The sequence below is a fragment of the Rossellomorea aquimaris genome, from assembly GCF_020171925.1.
Taxonomy (GTDB): Bacteria; Bacillota; Bacilli; order Bacillales; family Bacillaceae_B; genus Rossellomorea; species Rossellomorea aquimaris_F.
In genome coordinates, this window is sequence record NZ_JAIVAR010000013.1 from 1 (window position 1) to 23,126 (window position 23,126).

Annotated in this window: 22 protein-coding genes, 1 tRNA gene, 1 rRNA gene, 1 other RNA gene and 1 other annotated feature; of the genes, 18 read left to right on the plus strand and 7 right to left on the minus strand. The window is 45.6% G+C overall.

Annotated elements, in window-relative coordinates; genetic code table 11:
• Both rrf and LCM10_RS20315 read left to right on the plus strand, forming a co-directional pair.
• A 5S ribosomal RNA gene (gene rrf, locus LCM10_RS20310) occupies positions 1-115 on the plus strand; the annotation flags it as partial.
• Between the two features lie 1,044 nt (positions 116-1,159).
• Positions 1,160-1,642: a glutathione peroxidase gene (locus tag LCM10_RS20315; protein WP_224878398.1), complete on the plus strand. Its 483-nt coding sequence runs from the start codon at positions 1,160-1,162 to the stop codon at positions 1,640-1,642.
• Positions 1,643-1,682: 40 nt separating this feature from the next.
• On the opposite strand, the gene LCM10_RS20320 is transcribed toward LCM10_RS20315, so the two are convergent.
• Entirely contained in the window at positions 1,683-2,618 is a 936-nt protein-coding gene (locus tag LCM10_RS20320; protein ID WP_224878400.1) for a YaaC family protein, read from the minus strand.
• A gap of 113 nt (positions 2,619-2,731) precedes the next feature.
• On the opposite strand from LCM10_RS20320, the gene guaB reads away from it, so the two are divergent.
• The 6 genes from guaB (at position 2,732) to LCM10_RS20350 (ending at position 10,079) form a co-directional block, all read left to right on the plus strand.
• Complete coding sequence (guaB, locus tag LCM10_RS20325; RefSeq protein WP_224878401.1) at positions 2,732-4,198, plus strand: IMP dehydrogenase; 1,467 nt, start codon at positions 2,732-2,734, stop codon at positions 4,196-4,198.
• A gap of 195 nt (positions 4,199-4,393) precedes the next feature.
• Entirely contained in the window at positions 4,394-5,749 is a 1,356-nt protein-coding gene (locus tag LCM10_RS20330) for a D-alanyl-D-alanine carboxypeptidase family protein (RefSeq protein WP_224878403.1), read from the plus strand.
• Between the two features lie 796 nt (positions 5,750-6,545).
• Positions 6,546-7,427 (plus strand): pyridoxal 5'-phosphate synthase lyase subunit PdxS, encoded by an 882-nt coding sequence (pdxS, locus tag LCM10_RS20335; protein WP_224878405.1) that lies wholly within the window; start codon positions 6,546-6,548, stop codon positions 7,425-7,427.
• Between the two features lie 10 nt (positions 7,428-7,437).
• Complete coding sequence (gene pdxT / locus LCM10_RS20340; protein ID WP_224878407.1) at positions 7,438-8,028, plus strand: pyridoxal 5'-phosphate synthase glutaminase subunit PdxT; 591 nt, start codon at positions 7,438-7,440, stop codon at positions 8,026-8,028.
• A 278-nt stretch (positions 8,029-8,306) separates the two neighbouring features.
• Positions 8,307-8,520 (plus strand) — a binding site (T-box leader).
• An 84-nt stretch (positions 8,521-8,604) separates the two neighbouring features.
• A complete protein-coding gene (gene serS / locus LCM10_RS20345) occupies positions 8,605-9,879 on the plus strand; it encodes a serine--tRNA ligase (protein ID WP_224878409.1) in 1,275 nt (424 codons plus the stop codon).
• Positions 9,880-9,986: 107 nt separating this feature from the next.
• Positions 9,987-10,079 (plus strand) — tRNA-Ser (locus LCM10_RS20350).
• Positions 10,080-10,451: 372 nt separating this feature from the next.
• Here the strand turns inward: LCM10_RS20350 and LCM10_RS20355 are convergent.
• The 3 genes from LCM10_RS20355 to LCM10_RS20365 all read right to left on the minus strand — a co-directional run bounded on the left by LCM10_RS20355 (position 10,452) and on the right by LCM10_RS20365 (position 12,248).
• Entirely contained in the window at positions 10,452-10,811 is a 360-nt protein-coding gene (locus tag LCM10_RS20355) for a hypothetical protein (protein ID WP_224878411.1), read from the minus strand.
• Positions 10,812-10,939: 128 nt separating this feature from the next.
• A complete protein-coding gene (locus LCM10_RS20360; RefSeq protein WP_224878413.1) occupies positions 10,940-11,608 on the minus strand; it encodes a deoxynucleoside kinase in 669 nt (222 codons plus the stop codon).
• Positions 11,592-12,248 carry a deoxynucleoside kinase gene (locus LCM10_RS20365; RefSeq protein WP_224878415.1) on the minus strand — a complete coding sequence of 219 codons (657 nt, stop codon included), beginning with the start codon at positions 12,246-12,248 and terminating at the stop codon, positions 11,592-11,594. The genes LCM10_RS20360 and LCM10_RS20365 overlap by 17 nt, the downstream gene beginning before the upstream one ends.
• Positions 12,249-12,759: 511 nt before the next feature.
• Between LCM10_RS20365 and LCM10_RS20370 the strand changes: the two genes are divergently transcribed.
• Positions 12,760-13,467: a hypothetical protein gene (locus LCM10_RS20370; RefSeq protein ID WP_224878417.1), complete on the plus strand. Its 708-nt coding sequence runs from the start codon at positions 12,760-12,762 to the stop codon at positions 13,465-13,467.
• Between the two features lie 55 nt (positions 13,468-13,522).
• On the opposite strand, the gene LCM10_RS20375 is transcribed toward LCM10_RS20370, so the two are convergent.
• Both LCM10_RS20375 and LCM10_RS20380 read right to left on the minus strand, forming a co-directional pair.
• Entirely contained in the window at positions 13,523-14,803 is a 1,281-nt protein-coding gene (locus LCM10_RS20375) for a glycosyl hydrolase family 18 protein (RefSeq protein ID WP_224878419.1), read from the minus strand.
• 227 nt (positions 14,804-15,030) lie between these two features.
• On the minus strand, positions 15,031-15,576 hold the full coding sequence (locus LCM10_RS20380; protein ID WP_224878421.1) for an isochorismatase family cysteine hydrolase: 546 nt from the start codon (positions 15,574-15,576) through the stop codon (positions 15,031-15,033).
• An 86-nt stretch (positions 15,577-15,662) separates the two neighbouring features.
• Here LCM10_RS20380 and tadA point away from each other — a divergent pair, with 86 nt between their 5' ends.
• The 8 genes from tadA to LCM10_RS20420 all read left to right on the plus strand — a co-directional run bounded on the left by tadA (position 15,663) and on the right by LCM10_RS20420 (position 21,223).
• A complete protein-coding gene (gene tadA / locus LCM10_RS20385; RefSeq protein WP_224878424.1) occupies positions 15,663-16,157 on the plus strand; it encodes a tRNA adenosine(34) deaminase TadA in 495 nt (164 codons plus the stop codon).
• A 98-nt stretch (positions 16,158-16,255) separates the two neighbouring features.
• Positions 16,256-16,520: signal recognition particle sRNA large type (gene ffs / locus LCM10_RS20390), an RNA gene on the plus strand.
• A gap of 217 nt (positions 16,521-16,737) precedes the next feature.
• Complete coding sequence (gene dnaX, locus LCM10_RS20395; RefSeq protein WP_224878426.1) at positions 16,738-18,432, plus strand: DNA polymerase III subunit gamma/tau; 1,695 nt, start codon at positions 16,738-16,740, stop codon at positions 18,430-18,432.
• Positions 18,433-18,472: 40 nt separating this feature from the next.
• Positions 18,473-18,793: a YbaB/EbfC family nucleoid-associated protein gene (locus tag LCM10_RS20400; RefSeq protein ID WP_224878427.1), complete on the plus strand. Its 321-nt coding sequence runs from the start codon at positions 18,473-18,475 to the stop codon at positions 18,791-18,793.
• A gap of 11 nt (positions 18,794-18,804) precedes the next feature.
• Positions 18,805-19,401 (plus strand): recombination mediator RecR, encoded by a 597-nt coding sequence (gene recR, locus LCM10_RS20405; protein ID WP_175989796.1) that lies wholly within the window; start codon positions 18,805-18,807, stop codon positions 19,399-19,401.
• 16 nt (positions 19,402-19,417) lie between these two features.
• The gene (locus tag LCM10_RS20410) at positions 19,418-19,636 is read left to right on the plus strand and encodes a YaaL family protein (RefSeq protein ID WP_224878429.1); all 219 of its coding nucleotides are present in this window, start codon (positions 19,418-19,420) and stop codon (positions 19,634-19,636) included.
• Positions 19,637-19,697: 61 nt separating this feature from the next.
• Positions 19,698-19,961 carry a pro-sigmaK processing inhibitor BofA family protein gene (locus LCM10_RS20415; protein ID WP_224878431.1) on the plus strand — a complete coding sequence of 88 codons (264 nt, stop codon included), beginning with the start codon at positions 19,698-19,700 and terminating at the stop codon, positions 19,959-19,961.
• A gap of 128 nt (positions 19,962-20,089) precedes the next feature.
• Positions 20,090-21,223, plus strand: a complete 1,134-nt coding sequence (locus LCM10_RS20420) for a glycerate kinase (protein WP_224878433.1) — start codon at positions 20,090-20,092, stop codon at positions 21,221-21,223.
• 46 nt (positions 21,224-21,269) lie between these two features.
• Here the strand turns inward: LCM10_RS20420 and LCM10_RS20425 are convergent, their stop codons facing one another.
• Positions 21,270-21,755, minus strand: a complete 486-nt coding sequence (locus LCM10_RS20425) for a PaaI family thioesterase (RefSeq protein WP_224878435.1) — start codon at positions 21,753-21,755, stop codon at positions 21,270-21,272.
• A gap of 188 nt (positions 21,756-21,943) precedes the next feature.
• Here LCM10_RS20425 and LCM10_RS20430 point away from each other — a divergent pair, with 188 nt between their 5' ends.
• A complete protein-coding gene (locus LCM10_RS20430; protein ID WP_224878437.1) occupies positions 21,944-22,765 on the plus strand; it encodes a hypothetical protein in 822 nt (273 codons plus the stop codon).
• Positions 22,766-23,126: the final 361 nt, after the last annotated feature.

Below are 23,126 nucleotides of genomic sequence, written 5' to 3' on the forward strand. Positions count from 1 at the left end.
TGGTGATAATGGCGAAGAGGTCACACCCGTTCCCATGCCGAACACGGAAGTTAAGCTCTTCAGCGCCGATGGTAGTTGGGGGCTCTCCCCCTGTGAGAGTAGGACGTCGCCAGGCAAATGGAAAAAGCAGCTCTTTTGGGGGCTGTTTTTTTGTTGTTTGAGGATGTGGTTGGTGGGGTGAGATGATGTGGTGTTGGCATGATGGTTTCGTGGTTCATGGTAGAGGATGATGGTGTGGAGGCTGATGTGGGATCATCTTCATCCAATCCCACTAAAAACATCCACTTTTCTTCATTATTAGCCCATTAATTTGTCTTTTTTAAATAAAACCCTCCGTTTTTTACTTGAAGCGCCTTTCATCCATCTTAAAATTACGTTTAAACCTATACCCCTTATTGTATTACGGATGATTTATTATCAAAACTGAAGGACTTATTATCGAAAATAGCGGATTAATTATCGAAACCGGAAACTTTATTATCAAAAATCAAAATATATTATCAAAACCCGCCTTTGTCCCGGTTTTCACTACCCCGATACCTGCCACCACCTCGATCAACGACCATTCCGATCCTGAGTGTTAACTGATTAAGGATTCATACTCATCCAAGCCCACTAAAACACTCGCTTTAAGCCCGTTAATTTGTCTTTTTTAAATAAAAACCCTCTGTTTTTTACTTAAAGCGCCTTTCATCCACTTTAAAAGTACATCCAAACCTATACCCTTTGCCGTATTATGGGCGATTTATTATCAAAACTGAAGGACTTATTATCGAAAATAGCGGATTAATTATCGAAACCGGAAACTTTATTATCAAAAATCAAAATATATTATCAAAACCAGCCTCTGTCCCGGTTCTCACCACCCCGATACCCGACACGACCCCGAACAACCGCAACTCAACCATCATCCCGATCTCAATCCGGTGAATGATGATTGTTATAGAAACATACTCCCCCAATCCCACTCTTCAAACCAAACCGTAAATTAGCCCAACTTTAATAAACCCACTGTATTGTACTTAAAAAGCCTCACATTCATTACACGCCCCACAGCTACCCTTCCCATCTACACCCCTCACAAAAGCTCCAAAATTGCCTTCTCACCCTCTCCTTAGTATCATTTAAAGTAAGAACCGTAAAACAGGGAGGAAACGTAATGACATCCATATATGAGATTCCAGTGACAAAATCGAATGGAGAAGAAACATCGCTGGCTGAATACAAAGGGAAAGTGATGATGATTGTGAATACGGCAAGCAAGTGCGGCTTCACGCCTCAATTCAAGGAGCTTCAGGGTCTGTATGAGGAATACGAGCAGGAAGGGTTAGTCGTTCTTGGGTTTCCATGTGATCAATTCATGAACCAGGAGTTTGATCAGCAGGAAGAGATCATTGAATTCTGTCAGTTGAACTATGGGGTGTCGTTCCCTATGTTCAAGAAAACGGATGTAAAAGGCAAGGAAGCCCATCCGTTGTTTAAGTTTTTGACTAGTGAGAAGAAGGGGTTATTGGTTTCGGATATAAAATGGAATTTCACGAAATTCCTCGTTGACCGGAATGGGGAAGTGTTTGACCGTTATTCACCGCAGACCAATCCGCGGAAGATCGAGGATGATATCAAGAAATTGTTGAATGGGTAACGAAAGAGGAGGGAGTAAGGCACGGTCCATCCTCTTTCCACTACATTTTTTTCTTTAGAATATCGAGTAATAAGTAAGGCGCTTTACGGGTCGTCACATCCAGGAAGGACCGGATGATGGGGTAGTCTTCGTTTGTCCGGTTCTTCAATAGTTCGACCCACCACTCCGTTTCATATCGGGCAATCATGCTTAGGTTGTATAGAACGGCATAGTGGATGAGGACTTCAGGGAATCCGTTCGCTTCATTCCGGCTGATGGGAAGGGCGAGGCGGTTCTGATTCCCATCCCATCTGATGGGGAGCTGCTCGCTCATGTCTGCTACGTGCAGGATGTTTTCTTTTGTCCATTGTGCAAGAGGAGGCAGTTTCTCATTCAGATAGTGTGTAAATAAGTCACGTGACATATGATAACGATCCAGTACCTCATCATTGATCTCGAGTTCATTCTTTTCGTTGAACCAAAGCATTGTGTCCCTTTTCAACAGAACTTGAAAAACCTCTTCCAACTCCGGCAATTGTACCAGTAAATCTTCCATCTTTAGTTTTTCACCGATGATGTGTTTCGCATCGAAAATAAGGGATGAAAAATGTGAAAATAAGCCGTTCTTTTGGACTTTCACTTCATCCTGAAGGAAATGATAATGCTGCTTCTTCCGTTTCCTTGACGTCACGCCATGTGCTAGCACCTGGGTGGTTTCAGGATATAAAGGGTCCTCGGTCAGCACCACCGCCTTAATAAAATGGATGTATCCGTAAAATAATAAGATAGGCTGCAGAGACAATGGGGATTGCAGTGCCTGCTTATAATACAACTCCCCTTGTTCGAGGTAATACATGAATGGATAGCAATTGTCATAGCTCTTTGTCTCGGCTTGTTGAAACCCTGTTTGTTCATAACATCTTCTTAGAAACTTCTGGGAATATTCAGCTGATTGAAAGTAGTGAATGAAGTCCCGATATGGTTGCGTGCTTTCCAATTAATCACCCTCTAACTATTCAGAAAAATTAAACTAATTCTGATGTTCTTGACAGTATTTTAACCAATTGATAACCTACTAATAATATTTTGGGACTAGGGAGGCCGAAAAATATGTGGGAATCTAAATTTGCTAAAGAAGGTTTAACGTTTGATGATGTTTTACTCGTACCTGCAAAGTCTGAGGTATTGCCGAAAGATGTAAGTATTTCAGTTGAGCTGACAGACACGATCAAGTTGAATGTTCCAGTCATCAGTGCCGGTATGGATACGGTGACAGAAGCAGAAATGGCCATTGCGATGGCACGTCAAGGCGGACTTGGTATCATCCATAAGAACATGAGTATCGAACAGCAAGCTGAGCAGGTTGATAAAGTAAAGCGCTCGGAAAGTGGAGTCATCTCTGATCCATTCTTCCTTACGCCTGAGCATCAAGTATTTGCTGCCGAACACTTGATGGGCAAATATAGAATTTCCGGTGTTCCGATTGTGAACAATGAAGAGGAGCAGAAATTGGTCGGGATCCTGACAAATCGCGATTTGCGTTTCATCCAGGATTTCTCGATTCAGATTTCAGATGTCATGACCCAGGATAACCTGGTGACGGCTCCAGTTGGCACAACCCTAGATGAAGCGGAAAAAATCCTTCAAAAACACAAGATTGAAAAGCTGCCATTGATCGACCAGGAAGGTGTACTGAAAGGTCTGATCACGATCAAGGATATCGAGAAAGTCATCGAGTTCCCGAACTCTGCTAAAGATAGGCAAGGCCGTTTATTGGTGGGAGCTGCTGTCGGTGTTTCTTCTGATACAGCTATGCGCGTTGAACAGCTTGTAAAAGCAAATGTCGACGCCATCGTCATTGATACGGCACACGGCCATTCAGCCGGTGTTCTTTCCACTGTGAGGGAGATACGTGATGCTTATCCTGAACTGAACATCATCGCAGGTAACGTGGCGACGGCCGAAGCGACAAGGGAACTGATTGAAGCAGGGGCAGATGTCGTGAAGGTGGGAATCGGACCTGGTTCCATCTGTACAACACGTGTTGTCGCAGGTGTCGGTGTACCTCAGATCACAGCGATTTACGATTGTGCAACAGAAGCCAGGAAGCATGGAAAATCAATCATCGCAGATGGTGGTATCAAGTTCTCGGGTGATATCGTCAAGGCCCTTGCATCAGGCGGACATGCAGTCATGCTTGGAAGCTTGCTTGCAGGAACTTCAGAAAGCCCTGGAGAAACAGAAATCTTCCAAGGCAGACGTTTTAAAGTATACCGCGGTATGGGGTCACTCAGCTCAATGGAAAAAGGTTCAAAAGACCGTTACTTCCAGGAAGATGCGAAGAAATTCGTTCCTGAAGGCATCGAAGGCCGCATCCCTTACAAAGGGCCACTTGCAGATACATTGTATCAGCTGATCGGCGGACTTCGTTCCGGTATGGGATATTGCGGTACAAAAGATCTTTATGAATTAAGAGAAAATGCCCAGTTCATCCGTATGACGGGAGCGGGTCTTCGTGAAAGCCATCCGCATGATGTACAAATCACGAAGGAAGCACCTAACTATTCATTATCATAAAAATGAGTGAAAAAGCCGGCGAAACACATCGCCGGCTTTTTTTATTTCGGTCGGGAGACTTATCTGGGAACCGGTTCAATCCGATGCCGCAAGTCCCTTGTCCCATGCCAAAACTAGGAATATTCTCTGTCTATTCTTACCTTTCGAACTATGATAAAATAACGAAGGTGTACATAAAAACTTGGAGGGCTAAAAGTGAAAAGAAGTTGGATTCAAAAATCTTTTGTTTGTTTCTTGGTATTTTTAATGGCAATGAGCATGGTGCAAAAACCTGCAAGTGCTCAAGGGGATTTAGACGTTAACGCAAATGCTGCGATTCTTGTAGAAGCAAGTACAGGTAAAATCTTGTATGAAAAAAATTCCGAGACGGCTCTTGGGATTGCAAGTATGACAAAGATGATGACAGAGTACCTCCTGCTTGAAGCGGTTGAAGAAGGCAAAGTGAAATGGGATCAGAAATACACGGTTCCTACCAATATCTCAAAAATGTCTCATAACACATCTTTAAGTAACGTTTCACTTCGTGAAGAAGGGACTTATACGATCAGAGACTTATATGAATCCATGGCGATCTATTCTGCCAATGCCTCTGCAATGGCCATTGCGGAAACGATTGCCGGCTCCGAAGCTAATTTTGTCAAACTGATGAATAAAAAAGCGGAAGAGCTCGGGTTGGAAAACTATAAATTTGTAAACTCGTCAGGTTTGAATAATAAAGACTTGGCTCCTTATGTTGATCAGGTTGTCGGCGGCGCTGAAGAAGAGAACGTCGTATCAGCGAAAGACATTGCTACACTGGCATATCGATTGATCAATGACTATCCGGAAGTCCTTGAGACGTCCAGTATCGCTAAGAAAATGTTCGCAGAAGGCACTGAAGACCAATTCTTGATGAAGAACTGGAACTGGATGCTTAAAGGATTGATCAGGGAATATGATGGCATGGACGGTTTGAAAACAGGAACGACCGACTTCGCCGGTGCTTGTTTCACAGGAACGGCTGAGCGAGATGGCATGAGATTCATCACAGTGGTCATGGATGTTCAGGTAGAGCCTGGTGAAAACTCTTATGACGCCCGTTTTGCCGAAACAAGAAAAATGATGGATTACGCATTCAATAACTTCACGGTAGAAGAAGTACTTCCTGCTGATTACAAAATCAAAGGTCAAAAAACACTCCCTGTCGTAAAAGGGAAAGAAAAAGAAGTTGGCATCAAATCAGAATCTGCACTGAACATGGTCGTGAAAAACGGTGAAGAAGATCAGTACAAGCCTAAGTTTGTTGTCGATAAGAAAAAGCTGAATGAAGATGGTAAACTGACTGCACCGATTAAAAAAGGTGAGAAAGTCGGTTATGTCACAATGGAATCTAAAGATAAAAACGATCTTGGCTACCTGACAGACAAAGGATCCAATGCATCCAAATCATCTGTCGTGACGGTCGAAGGCGTCGAGAAAGCGAACTGGTTCGTCCTATCGATGAGAGCGATCGGCGGATTCTTCGGAGACATTTGGGGCTCCGTGACATCCACTGTCAAAGGCTGGTTCTAATTTAATATCATGACTCCAGGCCGATCAATGGCCTGGGGTCATTTTTATAATGGAATGTCTATGGGAATGCGGGGGATACTTTCAAAGTATGACCAAAGCCCTTCCGCTTTTCGTCATGTCCAGCTCCGGCGGCTAGAGGCTCGAGGTCATAAGCTAAGAATACCAAAAAGGCAAAGAACGCCTTTCCGGTATTCTCATCTTATGCTTGTCGCCTCTGACCAAGCCGCCTCCGCTTTTCGTCATGTCCAGCTCCAGGGCTTAGAGGCACATGCCATAAGCCAAATCGGCCAGAAAGGCAAAGGACGCCTTCTTAGTCCGATTCGTCTTATGGCACCCGCCTCTGACCAAAGCCCTTCCGCTTTTCGTCTTGACATAACATAGTTTTTATTGTTTATTTAGCAGTAGGGCATTATCATCATTCCGATTGTTTTAGTCATAATATTCCTGAAAATCTTCTATGAAGCAGTTACAGCTGTTGATTGGAGTGGAAGACGAAGACTCCTGCGGGAAGTGTAGCTAATGTGAGACATGTCTAGCTCCGGCAACTTAGCCCCTCGAGGTCATAAGCTAAATGGTCCAAGAAGGCAAAGAACGCCTTCCCGGCCGATCCATCTTATGCTTGTCGGGGCTGATTGAGCTGCCTATGCAGTTCTATCCGCAGGAGCGAGAGCGACGAGGAGGCTCACGGGCTACCCGCGGAAAGCGACGTCTTCCACGGAAATTAACAGCGGTATTTATAGAGTATTTTACTAAGGAGTTAGGACAGGCATAGGATAAATATAAGGGGGATACATAAATGAACACTGGTACAGATCGTGTAAAAAGAGGTATGGCTGAAATGCAAAAGGGCGGCGTCATCATGGACGTTGTCAACGCAGAGCAGGCAAAGATTGCTGAAGCTGCAGGTGCAGTTGCGGTAATGGCTTTAGAACGAGTTCCAGCTGACATCCGTGCTGCTGGTGGAGTAGCAAGAATGGCAGACCCTCGCATCATTGAAGAAGTAATGGGAGCTGTTACGATCCCGGTCATGGCGAAAGCGCGTATCGGACATATCGTTGAAGCAAGAGTACTTGAATCAATGGGTGTCGACTACCTTGATGAAAGTGAAGTATTGACGCCTGCAGATGAAGAGTACCACTTAAATAAAAAAGATTTCACGGTTCCTTTCGTATGCGGATGCCGTGATTTAGGTGAAGCGGCACGCCGTATCGGTGAAGGTGCGTCCATGCTTCGTACAAAAGGTGAACCTGGAACGGGTAACATTGTAGAAGCGGTACGTCATATGCGTAAAGTAAACGCACAAGTCCGTAAGCTTGTCAGCATGAGCACAGATGAAATCATGACGGAAGCAAAGCTTTTGGGCGCTCCATATGAACTATTGTTAGAAATTAAAGAAAACGGTCGTTTACCAGTTGTAAACTTTGCTGCTGGTGGAATCGCGACTCCAGCGGATGCGGCTCTTATGATGGAACTTGGAGCTGATGGTGTATTCGTCGGTTCTGGTATCTTCAAATCGGAAAACCCTGAAAAATTTGCTAGAGCGATCGTGGAAGCAACGACTCACTACCAAGATTATAAATTGATTGCTGAGCTGTCCAAGGAACTTGGTGTAGCAATGAAAGGTGTAGAGATCTCTTCTATCCTTCCTGAACAGCGTATGCAAGATCGCGGCTGGTAAGAGGTTGACGATGATGAAAATAGGTGTATTAGGACTTCAGGGCGCAGTCAGGGAGCACGTACGATCGATTGAGGCATGCAATGCCGAAGCGGTGGTCGTCAAGCGTGTGGAGCAGCTGGATGAACTGGACGGATTGATCATGCCTGGCGGAGAGAGTACGACCATGCGCCGACTGATCGACCGTTATGGATTCTTGGAACCATTGAGGGAATTTGCAGACAGCGGGAAACCGGTATTTGGTACGTGTGCAGGACTTATTCTATTGGCAAATAAGATTGTCGGCTATGATGAGCCGCATCTCGGCGTCATGGACGTCACGGTCGAGCGTAATTCCTTTGGTCGTCAAAAGGAAAGCTTCGAAGCCGATCTGAATATTGCCCATGTGGGTGAACATTTCAACGCTGTGTTCATCCGTGCCCCACATATCGTGGAAGCTGGAGAGGACGTTGAGATCCTTGCCAAGCACAACGAACGCATCGTACTTGCACGCCACGGTCAATTCCTGGGTTGCTCATTCCACCCAGAACTAACAGACGACCACCGCCTGACTGCATTCTTCATCGAGATGGTGAAAGAGTCAAAGGAAAAAGTCATTTCTTAATCTTTTTGCAAAGTTTGTTCGTTCTCACTACTTTTAAAACTAAGAGTGGATTTGAGCGGAAGGCACTTGACTCCGGCGGGATATAGAGGAAAGGTCGAGTCCCCGCAGGAGCGCAGCGAAGAGGAGGCTCGACTTCCTCCCCCGGGAATCATGTGCCTGCAGCTGAAAGGAACGTTCTACATTTTTTTAGGAATCTCTTTTAGAAAAAACATTCGCATAAACCTATTGCAAAATGGAAAACATTGTAGTAGATTATGAAATAACCATGATGAATTAAATTTAAAACGTCGACAGGAACTAGTAGTGAAGAGTCCTTGCTGTAAGAGAGCCGGTGGTTGGTGAGAACCGGTGCAGGATCTTGATGAATCCATCCTTGAGTGAAATATTGAACCTATCAGTAGGTATTTCCGGTGATTCCGTTACCATCTCTAAGAGGAAGACAACATGGTTGTTTTCAATTAGGGTGGCAACGCGGAAACCTCCGTCCCTTTTACAGGGATGGGGGTTTTTTATTTTTCCCGTATTTCCTGTCATCGTTTACGACACACATTATATAAATCAAAGGAGGAAAAAAGCATGTTAGACATCAAATACTTACGTGCCAATTTAGAAGAAGTAAAAAGCCGCCTGCAGCACCGCGGCGAAGACCTTGAGGACTTTGATAAGTTCGAGGAACTTGATAAGAGAAGAAGGGAACTTCTTGTTAAAAGTGAAAACCTGAAGAGCAAGCGTAATGAAGTATCTCAGAAAATTGCGCAGATGAAAAAAGAGAAGCAGGATGCAGAGGACATGATCGTTGAAATGCGTGAAGTCGGTGGGATGGTCAAGAAGCTTGATGATGAGCTGAAAGGCATCGAAGAAGAACTTGAAAGAATCCTGATGTCTATCCCGAACATCCCTCATGAGTCTGTTCCAGTAGGTGAAACAGAGGATGACAACATCGAAGCGCGCAAATGGGGCGAGATCCGCGAGTTCGATTTCGAAGCAAAGCCTCACTGGGATATTGCTACGGGACTTGATATCCTTGATTTCGAACGTGCAGGGAAAGTAACAGGAAGCCGCTTCGTATTCTACAAAGGGCTTGGTGCAAGACTTGAACGTGCGTTACTCAACTTCATGATGGACCTTCACATGGATGAGCATGGGTATACAGAAATGATCCCGCCATTCCTTGTGAATCGTGCAAGCATGACTGGAACGGGGCAGCTTCCTAAGTTCGAGGAAGATGCTTTCCGTATTGAAAGTGAAGATTATTTCCTTGTTCCGACAGCGGAAGTACCTGTTACGAACTATCACCGTGATGAAATCATCAAGGGAGAAGAGCTGCCGATCAGCTATGTCGCTTACAGCGCTAACTTCCGTTCTGAAGCGGGATCTGCCGGACGCGATACAAGAGGGCTGATCCGTCAGCACCAATTCAATAAAGTCGAGCTTGTCCGCTTTGTTAAACCAGAGGATTCTTATGATGAACTGGAGAAACTGACGGGACATGCGGAGAAAGTTCTTCAACTGCTTGGACTTCCTTACCGAGTCTTATCAATGTGTACAGCTGACTTAGGTTTCACGGCAGCGAAGAAGTACGATATCGAAGTTTGGATCCCAAGCTACGGAACATACCGCGAGATCTCTTCTTGCAGTAACTTCGAGAGCTTCCAGGCGAGACGTGCGAACATCCGTTTCAGAAGGGAAGCAAATGCGAAACCGGAACATGTTCATACATTGAACGGATCTGGACTTGCGATCGGCCGTACCGTTGCTGCCATCTTGGAAAATTACCAGCAGGAAGACGGTTCTGTGATTGTACCTGAAGCCCTTCGTCCTTATATGGGTGGGGCAGAAGTAATTAAATAATAAGGCTAAAAGAGGTATCCGGTTCGCCTTCCGGATACCTTTCAATTTTTTTATGAAAAGTGCTTGACTCTCCATTCTCACCATGGTATTATAATTCTTGTCGATACGGAGGAATACCCAAGTCCGGCTGAAGGGATCGGTCTTGAAAACCGACAGGGGTGTTAAAGCCCGCGGGGGTTCGAATCCCTCTTCCTCCGCCATTGATTTATTTATAACCATTGCGCATAAATTGGAGATTGTTAAATTCGTTACTGGAGATGTAACGAATTTTTTTGGTTTCTGTAGATTTTTATATATTGAAAATAGTTTGATAATAGTAAGATTTAGGTTGAAGTATTTTGAACACTCTTTAACGCCGCTTTTGATTTCCTTGCAAGACTTCGCTTTCCGCGGGTGACCCGTGAGCCTCCTCGTCGCTTGCGCTCCTGCGGGGTCTCATACAAGCTACTTTTCCTGCAGGAGTCTTCGCCTTGCACTCCAATCAAAAGCTGGAATGACTTTGCATCTACCAGAAAATCCGAACAATATTGAATTCAAATATTCAATATCTCGTTCGGATTTTCTTTCATTTATTACTTCAAATTCTCAATATCCTTCCTCGAATTTGATTGATGAGTGGGGTTAAGGACGCCCATTTCTTCGATGTTCCTGCGGGTTTCCAGGGTTCCTAGTTGGTGGATCATGCTGTAGATTTTTTGCATGGAGTGGTCATATCGGGTGTTTTCTGGGTCGTTATGGTATTGGCGGAATGGAATTTGGGCCCTGTTGAACGTGGACATATCGTCTTCGTCGTTGGCCTGGAACAGTGCTTTTAGTTTGCTTACTTCTTCCGGAGTGGCTTTTATTTGAAAGCTTACACTTCTCGCTTCTTCGGCATGGGGTACAACGTCCCCACTGCTTATATCGACATAGTACGTATCTTTTGCCACCATGATTATTCAACTCCCTTATACGGTATCTTCTTCTATATATACCTTTCACCAGGTTAGTGTAAACAGGTACTTACATGTTCAAAAAAAAGAGGTGCAGCCATCACATAGGCTGCACCTCTTTTTCATTATTAGCTTTTCAGCATTCTTGTTTGTTCGATGAAGTATCCGATTCGTTCAACGATTGGCTCGATGGAGTCCTGATTGTTGATCAGGTCGTATTCACTGATATCCAAGCGGAGTACCGGGCAAGCATTGAAGGAATTGATCCAGTTTTCGTAGCGTTGATGCATTTCTTCCCAATATTCGATCGGCGTTTGCTGCTCCATCGGACGGCCGCGCTCGCGAATGCGGTCGATGACGTTATCAAGTGATCCTTCCAGGTAAATGAGAAGGTCTGGGTGAGGGAAGTATGGTGTCATGACCATGGCGTCGAACAGGCTTGTATATGTTTCGTAATCGATATCGGACATATTGCCTTTTTCGTGATGCATCTTGGCGAATATGCCTGTATCTTCATAAATTGACCGGTCCTGGATGAACCCTCCGCCGTATTCGAAGATTTTCTTTTGTTCCTTGAAGCGTTCTGCCAGGAAGTATACCTGCAGGTGGAAGCTCCAGCTTTTGAAGTCTTTATAGAATTTATCCAAATAAGGATTGGTGTCGACCTTTTCAAATGATGTACGGAATCCCAGGGCATTCGCCAATCCGTTTGTCATCGTGGATTTCCCGACACCTACCGTTCCGGCAATCGTAATGACAGCATTACTCGGGATGCCGTATTTATTGCGAAGATTCATGATAGTGAACTCCTTTTTTTAATGTAGTGTCTAATTGAGTCAGAATCGTGTCCAAATCGTCTTGATGTTGAACGAAGTCAATGTGGTCGCCATTGAAGCGAAGAACTGGGATGTCCGGGTGAGTTTCTTCAAAGGTGTTCATATATTCTTCATAATCCAATGATAATTGCTTCAAATAAAGAGGACTGATTTTCTTCTCGAAGTCCCTGCCCCTCTTTTCAATGCGTTTCAGCAGCGTATCCAAGCTGGCGTTCAAGTAAATCACCACATTGGGTCTTGGCATATCGGCTGTCAGGATATCATAGATGTTCAGGTATTTGTTGTATTGCTGCTCATTCTTCAATGTGCGTTTGGCGAAGATGATATTCTTCAAGATGTGATAATCCGCCACAACCGGCTTCTGCTGTGAGATATAGTGCTTCTCGATATCCTCAAGCTGCTTGTATCGATTGCATAAGAAAAACATCTCCGTTTGAAAACTCCATTCTTCAATATCATCATAAAACTTATCTAAAAACGGGTTTTCATCGACGATTTCTCTTAGTAAATGGAAGCGGTAGTGATCGGAAATCGCTTTAGCCAGAGAAGTCTTTCCTACTCCAATCGGGCCTTCTACCGTGATGAAAGGAATTCTCCCCATTTCATGTCCTCCTCGTATTACGACTATCTATGTGTATTATTAGCGTATGAATAAAATAACGACAGGACTAATTGTAACACAATATATGGATGGTTTGTTCAGGTTATTTGGATTATCAGACAAAATTCGACCTTTATCTTGATCCGGAAAGGACCATTCCTTTTCTAGTATAAAAAATCCGGCAGATAGGTGATTATAGATTTACCTATCTGCCGGATTCTATTTATCTTTATGTAGTTTAACTTTGATTACCTCGCATTCCGCTGGTGGGATCGAAGAGTGTATTTTCAGGGAAATAATCGTCATTTTTTGTCTTGTAATCCTGGTTCGATTTTTTGTGAAAATAAATGTCGGCAATTATGGGAAGAGATGGTATGTTTAATAGAGGGTATATCGCCAGGCGATACGTATGATCGATGGTATTCGGTTGATTCCATCATATCGCTGGGTGATATGGCTCTTGAAACTCAGTCCAATACCCGTTACTTTATAATAAAAACGGAGGTGTGATATGCGAAACGATATACAACCGTATGAACGATCTTTCACATCCAAGGAAGCGTCTGAAATAGCAGGGATTGCGACCCCTACCGTCAGGAAGTACGGTCAGATCCTTGAGAGGAATGGCTATGAGTTCTTAAAAGAGGGTGATCGGAGGATCTTTGTTCAATCCGATATCGATGCGCTTATAGCGCTTCGCGATACGGACAATCCACTTGACGATACAGCGAAAGTCCTTGCCGATGCACAAAAGGAAAGGCTAAAAGGAACGAACACTACTGACATATCGCCAGTCGATACATATCATCAGTTACCGAGTGATCCGGATCAGTTAAAAGAAATTCTATCATACCTTGCCAATGAGGTGGCTGCTTCACGCGAAATGAGTGCCGCCGTGATGAATGAAATGAATCAGCTGAAGACCCAGTTCACGAGGCTCAAGCAGGATCACCATGATCTAAGTTCAAACATCTCGAACTCAGCGCAGAAGACTCAACGTAAAATCGATCAATTATCGGAACAGCAAAAAAGCCAATATGAAACCATGATCGAAGAGGAACGAGAAAAGAACGAATATTTACAGAGTGAAATCCAGAAGTTGCGAGAAGAGCAGCAAAGGCAATGGCGCTCGCAAGAAGACTACAACAAGCGACTAGAGGAAGCGATCCAAAGACCGAAAGATAAATGGGATTGGCTACTCTCTTTATTCCGCAAGTGACACCTTTGTAGTTGCTCTTCTAGCACCCCGGTTTTCATGTGAACGGCTGAAGGCTTTATCTCTTCACAACGTTGAAATTGTCCGTGATCAACAGCCAGTTCTGAGGGAACGATAAGCCGAGTTTCCAATAACTCATACCCCTGAGCTTCAATTCTTTCATCAGGTCGAATTTCGCTTGGATGCTCCGTGCATCCTCGAACCAGACCTCATGATTCTTGCCGTCCTTTGTGTAATTGAAGAACGGGGCTTCGGCTTTTTTATCGTATTTTATGCTCACGTTGTTGTCTGCAGCGATTTTGATGGCCTGCTGCGGACTGATGGCCTTGGCGGTTGTGCCGGGCTTGAACGGGAGGGTCCAGTCGTAGCCATAAAGATTCTGGCCCATCATGATTTTTGAGGCAGGCATCTCGGTCAGGGCATATTCAATCACCTCACGCACCGGTCCGATCGGGGATACGGCCATCGCCGGCCCTCCACTATACCCCCATTCGTACGTCATGATGACTACAAAATCCACAATTTCCCCATGGGCTTTATAATCGTGGGCTTCGTACCACTTCCCTTTTTGGTCTGCGCTCGTTTTCGGGGCGAGGGCGGTCGACAAGAGCCAGCCTTCCTGGTTGAAACGGCGCTTCGCTTTACGGAGGAATGTGTTATATGCCTCCTTATCCTGAGGGCGTAAATATTCAAAGTCAAAATGGATGTCCCGGAATCCATACTTCTTGGCGGTCTTGACGATATTCTCGAGGAATTTATCCTGGATGGCCTGATTCGTTAAGAGAATGCGCCCGAGCTCATCACTGAACTTTCCTTCCTCTTGGTTCGTGATGGCCATCATCATGACATTCCCGTTATCCTTACCAGTCTGCAAAAGATTTCCGAGGGGAGGCTCTTTCAAGGTCCCATCCCGTTTTGCCTGGAAACTGAACGGGGCAAGATATGTCAGGTAAGGAGCGGCTTCCTTGGCCCCTTCTTCTAAATTAGGTGACACTTCTTTCCCGTATGGCTCAACGTACCCGTTGAATTCTGCACGTACTTTCGGTTTTTGCGTGATATACAATCGCTGGTTCACCTGAAGAGGATAATTGGGTGAAATATTGTTGATCTTTGCGAGTTCCTGATAAGGGACACCGACTTTCTGACTGATCCCCCACAGGCTATCTCCCGGTTGCACATAATAAAAACTGCCGACGATCGGAATGACGAGTGATTGTCCGATCACGAGATTATCCGGATTCGGAAGCTCGTTGGCTTCCACTATATCTTTAACGGTCGACCCATACGCCTGAGCAATGCCGAATAATGATTGATTTCTCTGTACAACATGAATTTGCATGTTTTGGCCCTCCCTTTATCATCACTATAATCAGCCTATGACGAGGGGAGGGCGGATATTCCGGGTATTTTGATACGGAGGGATCGGTGCATTCGGTACTTGTGGGGGGTGCCAGGCACAAAAGGGTCGAATTGAGCCAGGCACGATTCCTTTGTTTTGAGCCAGGCTCAATCCCTAAAAGCTGAGCCAGGCTAAAAATCGCCCCGCTCATCACCCACCCAACAAACTCACTCCCCTAACAGCTTACCCGTATCATCGATATTTGCCTTCAACACATTTTTCATCATCGTCAGCGCATAATGGTTGTCTTCTTCACTGACGGATGCAATCGCGTCTTTTGGTACGAATAAAGTGAACTCCCTCATGTAGGCATCGTTTGCCGTGAACAGGACGCATATATTCCCGGCAATCCCCGTCAGGATGATATTCTTGATCGACAGGTGATGAAGAAGGGTATTGAGTGCCGTTCCGTAGAAGGCGGAGTGCTTTGGCTTGATAAGGAAATAATCGTCTTCGGATGGGCGCAGAAGATTCATGATGTCTGCACTCTTCCCATTGCTGCATTTTTCATAAATCAGTTCTAAATCAGCCTTCCATAGTTCATAGTGATCATTGATATAGATGACGGGATGTCCATTCGCTTCACAGTATGTGCGCAATTCGTTGATCGGTTTCACAATCTCCCTTGTATGTTGTGCAAGGGTCTCTCCGTAGGAAAAATCAAATGGATTCAGGATATCAATCACAAGGAGAGCGGTATCGTTAGGTATCATTGTATAAGCCCCTTTCAATCATAGTTTGGAATGTTTGGTGAAATTTTATAAAATAAAAAGAAGGAATCTAGGACGAGGAGTTCAATATGGATAAAAGAGAAGAGTATTATATGATGGAAGCACTGAAAGAAGCGGAAAAAGCAAAAAGCATCAATGAAGTGCCGATTGGTGCGGTCGTGGTGATGGGCGACGAAATCATCGGCCGTGGCTACAATTTAAGGGAAACGACTCAGAATGCGATCACCCATGCCGAAACGATCGCCATTCAAAAGGCGTGCGAACAGGCGGGTACCTGGAGATTGGAGGGGGCGGAGCTTTATGTTACGCTAGAGCCATGTCCGATGTGCAGTGGGGCCATCATCCTATCCCGGATCGACAAAGTGGTATACGGGGCTCGGGATCCGAAGGCGGGATGCGCCGGGACGCTGATGAATCTGCTTGATGACAGCCGGTTCAATCATCAGTGCAACGTGGTCAGCGGAGTGCTGGAAGATGAATGCGGAACGATTCTATCCGATTTTTTCAAGGAGCTAAGAGCAAGGAAGAAAGCAGAGAAAAGGAATCAATCATCACCGTTGTAAATAACTTACAGCGGCAAACCATTGCTTTTTAACGTAAACCCTAGTATACTTAATCTTGCGTCGCTGATGACGCAACTTAATATTTGGTATCAATTTTGCCGTGCTAGGCGGGGAGGTAGCGGTGCCCTGTACTCGCAATCCGCTCCAGCGAGGCCGAATTCCTTTCCGAGGCTTGCATACTGTAGGGCCTGCCTCAAGTAAGTGGTGTTGACGCCTGGGTCCTGCGCAATGGGAATCCATGAACCATGTCAGGTCCGGAAGGAAGCAGCATTAAGTGGAAGCTCCCATGTGCCGCAGGGTTGCCTGGGCCGAGCTAACTGCTTGAGTAACGCCTATGGTTGCTTGTCGACGGAAGGTGCACGGCAGTTTCATACATATACAACAGCTCATCCTCGATCAGGATGGGCTTTTTGTTTGGGTGATTTTGTTTTGAAATCCACCCCCGGTTTTCTTTGTAATCCTGCTTGAAATTACGTTATAATAAGTAGGATCATATAATGAACCATTTGGCCGGACAGACAGGCTGAAATGGTGTGGAACGATTAAATGAAGCATACATAAATCAAGAGGGGGGAGTATTTTGGCATATCAAGCATTATATCGTGTGTGGCGTCCGCAGTCATTTGTGGATGTCGTCGGGCAGCAGCATGTCACGAAAACCCTGCAAAATGCTCTCCTTCACAATAAAATTTCACATGCGTACTTATTCTCGGGACCGCGGGGAACCGGGAAGACGAGTGCGGCGAAGATCCTGGCCAAAGCGGTCAACTGTGAACGTTCTCCGGTTGCCGAACCTTGTAACGAATGTGACGCTTGTAAGGGGATCACGGATGGGTCCATCCCTGATGTGATTGAAATCGATGCTGCTTCCAATAATGGAGTAGAGGAAATACGTGATATCCGCGATAAGGTGAAGTATTCACCGAACGTGGTGGATTATAAAGTCTATATCATCGATGAGGTTCATATGCTTTCCATCGGGGCATTCAACGCCCTCCTGAAGACATTGGAGGAGCCTCCGAAGCACGTCATCTTCATATTGGCGACAACGGAGCCACACAAGATCCCGCTTACGATCATCTCCCGTTGTCAACGCTTTGATTTCAAGCGGATCACAGCGATGGATATCGTGGGCCGGATGAGCCATATCGCGACAGAATCCGGTGTGAACTTCGAAGAAAATGCGCTGGCGGTCATCGCAAGAGCGGCTGAAGGCGGGATGCGTGATGCACTGAGCTTACTCGATCAAGCGATCTCCTTCAGTCAGGATATTGTGACGGTCGATGATGCCTTGACGGTGACAGGCGCCGTGTCACAAGGTCATCTGAATACACTGGCAAAGGCGATTCTTGAAAGGGATGTCTCCAAAGGCCTCGGTGCACTGGAAGAGCTTCTTTTCCAAGGAAAGGATCCTGCCCGGTTTGCAGAAGACTTTATCCTATATTTCAGGGATATGCTACTCTATCAAACGGCTCCGAACCTCGAGGAATCGATGGAGAGGGTCATGCTCGATGAAGAATTCAAGGAGCTGGCCCAGCGGACACAGCCAGAGCAGATTTATCAATATATCGATGTGTTGAACGGAGCCGGGCAGGAAATGAAATTCACGAATCACGCCCGTATCTATCTGGAAGTATCGATCGTGAAGCTCTGTCAGCTGGAAGCACCAAGAAGTGCTGCGTCTTCACCTGAAGTCGGCGAGATGATGAAGAAAATCCAGGTGCTCGAGAAGGAAATCCAACAGCTGAAGGCAAACGGCGTGAAGGTGCAGTCGGAACCTGCCGCCCAGCCGGCTAAAAAGCCGGTGCGCGCGAAGAAGGGCTTCCGGGCACCAGTCGGACAGATTCAGGAAGTACTCAAGAATGCCACCAAAGAAGATCTCGGACTCATCAAAAGCCGTTGGGGAGATATGATGGAAACCTTGAACCAGCGTCAGATGAGATCGCAGGCCGCCCTGTTGAATGATGCAGAACCGGTGGCAGCGACGGATGGTTCTTTTGTGTTAAAATTCAAATATGATATTCACTGTCAGATGGCGATGGAGAACCAGGCTTTCCTTACAGCGATGGATACGATCCTTCAGGAGCTCACGGGTAGCAGTTACACCCCGATCGGGATACCGGAAGATCAGTGGCTTCCGCTGAGGGAAGAGTTCATCCGGAATTCACAGTCAGACACAGTGGACGGCAGCCCGGATGGAGAGAAGCGGGAAGAGGATACGCTTCTTTCGGAAGCCGAGAAGATTGCCGGCGACCTGGTCGAAATCAACGATTGATGAAACAACTTTTATTAAAATAAATGGAGGTCATGAGACTATGCGTGGAATGGGTAATATGCAAAATATGATGAAGCAGATGCAAAAAATGCAAAAGAAAATGGCGGAAGCACAAGAGGAGCTTGGTGAAAAGCAAATCGAAGGAACGGCAGGCGGCGGTATGGTAACGGTCATCGTTTCAGGCCACAAGCAAGTCCTTGATGTGAAGATCAATGAAGAAGTAGTAGATCCGGACGATATCGATATGCTTCAGGATCTTGTGCTTGCTGCAACAAACGATGCCCTTAAGAAGGCAGACGAATTAACGAACTCAACGATGGGTCAATTCACTAAAGGAATGAACCTACCGGGAATGTTCTAGGAGGCAATATCATGCATTATCCTGAGCCTATATCAAAGCTGATCGACAGCTTTATGAAATTGCCAGGCATCGGGCCGAAAACGGCGGCCCGACTGGCTTTTTTTGTACTTAGTATGAAAGAAGATACGGTACTCGACTTTGCGAAAGCATTGGTGAACGCAAAACGTAATCTAAGCTATTGTTCCGTATGCGGACACATTACGGACCAGGACCCTTGCTATATCTGTGAAGATCAGCGAAGAGACCGAAGCATCGTCTGTGTGGTCCAGGATCCGAAAGATGTCATTGCGATGGAGAAGATGAAGGAATATAACGGTCTATATCATGTCCTTCACGGTGCGATCTCCCCTATGGATGGAATCGGACCTGAAGACATCAATGTACCCGACCTGATCAAACGCCTTCAAAGTGACGAGGTGCAGGAAGTGATCCTCGCCACAAACCCCAATATCGAAGGCGAAGCGACCGCCATGTATATCTCGAGGCTCGTCAAGCCATCCGGGATCCGCATCACGCGGATCGCACACGGTCTGCCTGTTGGCGGAGACCTTGAATATGCAGATGAAGTCACATTGTCAAAAGCCCTTGAAGGAAGAAGAGACGTTTAAAAGGGAGAGAGCATCTATGTTTTTCCGGAAAAAAGGGAAACTCAAACGAGAATATGATCAAGCCCTCCTTGAATCGCTGGAAGCAGCGAAGGAGCATTGGAACCAGCAACGAAGCATCGATGAAATGAGTGTGGATTACAATCTCAACCTCCACTGCTCTTCAAAGATTGCCGAAGCAAAATATTTTTTCTTATTCAGAGAAGCGAAACATAGAAAGATCGTCATAAAAAGGTAGACAACCTTCATATCCTTTCAATAAGAGAGTATTAATGTCCTATGTTGAGAGGAGAGAGGGTATGAACCCGGTAATCGTAATATCTGTCTTAAGCGGACTCATCGTCCTTCTGTTAGCTACAGGTGCACCTATCAAACCGCTGCGATTTGTCGGACAAGTCGCCATGAAGGTCATGATCGGAGCGTTATTTTTATTCTTCCTTAACGCCTTCGGCAGCCAGTACGGCATCCATGTCCCGATCAACCTGGCGACCTCTTCCATTTCCGGGATCCTTGGCATTCCTGGAGTGGTGGGGTTGACGGTGATCCAGATGTGGATTGTGTAGAAAAGCAGGAAAGAAAGCAGCAGCCTTATAGTGAAGGGCTGCTGTTTTTTTATTTTCCAAACAGGATTTATCCCGAGGATGTCTAAGATAATAGTAGATAAGGATATACATAGGAAGGTGGTCATAAAGTGAAAATCATCATCGCCCCGGATTCTTTCAAAGGTTCCATGACAAGTCTAGAAGCTTCGAAGGCCATACAGAGGGGGATTGAACGTGCGGTTACCTCACCTCAACTGTCAGTGATCCCGATGGCGGACGGCGGGGAGGGAACGGTCGAATCGATCGTGAGTATCCTTGGTGGGGAGATACTGGAACGTAATGTTCTCGACCCGCTTGGAAGGGATATATCAGCAGTGTTCGGGTGGATCCCTGAAACCAAAACCGCGGTGATTGAAACAGCGGCTGCATCCGGTCTTCCTCTATTAAAAGATCATGAGTTAAACCCTGATGAATCATCTACCTATGGGACGGGTCAGCAGGTACAATATGCGCTGGAACTAGGTGCAGAAAGAATCATTCTTGGACTGGGAGGGAGTGCCACGGTTGATGGGGGCACAGGCTTCCTTAGGGCGCTGGGGGTGCGTTTCTTCGATGAGGCCGGACTGGAACTCGCTGGAGGAGGAAATGTTTTAGGGGCCATCCATACGATTGATTCTTCAGGAATCGAGCATCGGCTCCGTCAGATGGAATGGGTGGTCGCATCGGATGTCACAAATCCGCTATTGGGAGAAGAAGGGGCCATCCGTGTCTTTGGCCCTCAAAAGGGTGTCACGGAGGCGCAGCTAGCTGTTTTTGAAAAAAGGATGGAGCACTTTGCCCAAATAGTAGAGAAGCATACAGGAAAAGGCCGGCGTGCATCTGAAGGGAGTGGCGCTGCTGGAGGCTTTGGCTTTGCCCTGCACAGTTTCTTCAATCCTTCATTTCAGAGCGGATTCAGCCTGATTGCACAGTTGAGCGGTCTTCATGATGAAATGAAAGGGGCATCACTCGTATTGACCGGAGAAGGGAAGGTGGATGCACAATCCTTATATGGGAAAGTGCCTGTGGGGGTCGGGAGGATCGCTAGGGAACATCATATACCAGTCGTTGCATTCACCGGTAAAAGTGAAGGTAGCATCGAGAAACTTTCATCAGAAGGGGTTTCCCTTGTCTTTCCGATCGTAGACTCCCCTATGACGCTCAACGAGGCAATGAAAAACGCTTCAACTTTGCTTGAGAAAGCGGCGGAACGATTGATGAGGGCATTCTTACTCGATAAGTGAAATTAAAAAAATCCGCGGCCATCATGGAGATAGCCGCGAATCGTTTCTATTTAGCGTTATTCAAAAACGTCTCCGGCATCACAACGGCCACAACCTCACCCTTGGCACATACCTCTCCTTCTGCCAACACTTCAGTCAACACCTTGAATTTCTTCGGGTGGATCATCTCGACCGTCCCTACTGCTTTAAGCGGTACCCCGTGAGGAGTAGGTTTCATAAAGTCAACGTGCAGGGAGGCGGTGACAAAGCGCGGAGGTTCCTGACCGTCCCCTGGCTGCCCGCCATTCAGCCGGTGAAGCGCAATGGCAGCCGATCCGGTTCCGTGGCAATCGATCAATGAGGCAATCAATCCCCCATACACGAACCCCGGCACGGCTGTATGTTCCGGTTTCGGCCTGTAAATTGTCACTGTCTGCTCTCCATCGATCCCCGTGCGGAAATGATGCCCATCTTCATTTAAACGACCGCACCCATAGCACCATGAGAATTCATCGGGGTATCCATCCTGTATGGCGTGTTTAATTTCTTCCATTCCAATCCCTCCATCGTCAGTTCTCATTTAATACTCTTCTATGATCAATCTGTATCTTCCTCTATAAAAAAGCTATCCTTTTTAAAAGGGTATTGGTATAATATGGATAGACCCCGCATAATTCTATCCTCCCTCTCGTATGTTCCCGATCATTCTACTAAAAACTAAAGAAAGCTGGTGGTTTATTGATGAAAGGAAGAATCGTTCATGAAGATGCCAACACAAGAATTTGGCTGCAGGAATTCTCAGGACCCGGAGAACACACGGATTTCCTCGAAAATTTAAAAATCAGTCAGGAATTCAATATGAGGCATCGAGGATTGATGCTATTCTACGGACAAGATTTCATCGCCTACAAAAAGGAACAAAAGGCCAACAAGAAAAGAAATGAATTTCTCCAAACACTTTCCCACTATATGACAGACCACCTTGAAGACGATTGTCCCTCATCCTGGGAAGAATGCCCCGCCTCCTTCTGGGAAGAACTAATCTTTGCTTACCTCCCGCATTACACAAAAATCATTCCGGAAAAGAACTACACAGAAACATTCCTTCTTCAATTAAGGACCTTTGTTCGCTGGCTTGATAAACGGAAAGGTACCTCCTTCACGAATTTAGTCGAAGATTACATTATAGAAGGAACACCGATTCTGAAAAAATGCGAAGCCCTCCTCAACCATTTATTCCTAAAAGACTATCCGCGATTCCATCAATCAGATTGGGATTATGAAGGAGACCAAAAACGATGGGAACAATCCCTGGAGAAGTATAGTAATACAATAGATGGCATGTTCCGAGTCACTGCTTTTGCAGACGAATGTGTCATCCTGAAAGATCTCCATACCCATCACACCTATATGACCAAAAGCCTCCCGGTAAACAAACTATCAACCACCACCATCATCACGGGCATCCTCGGACAGAAACCCCACGAGCTTGTATGGGATTGGCTCGCCACAATCAATGTGTTCCCTGAAAAAGGAGAAAAGTATATCAGAAACGCTAAGTGATCAAGCAGCCATACCCACTGATAATGAGAGAAAGGGTATGGCTGTTTTCATTTATAGAAATAGGGGCGAAACATTCTTTTTAAAAAAACTTTAAAATAGTATTGACTCTTTAATAGAAAAGGTGCTATTATATTCCTTGTCGCCAAAACGACATGAAAAACAAATTTCAAAAAAAGCTTGACGCTTTATGATGAAAAATGTTATATTTAAGAGGTGCTCAAGAGAGAGCTACTCAACAAATCGAACCTTGAAAACTGAACAAAACAAGACAATACGTCAACGTTAATTCTAGATTTACCGTAACGATTATCGTTACAAAAAGAGCTATTCAAACTTTTATCGGAGAGTTTGATCCTGGCTC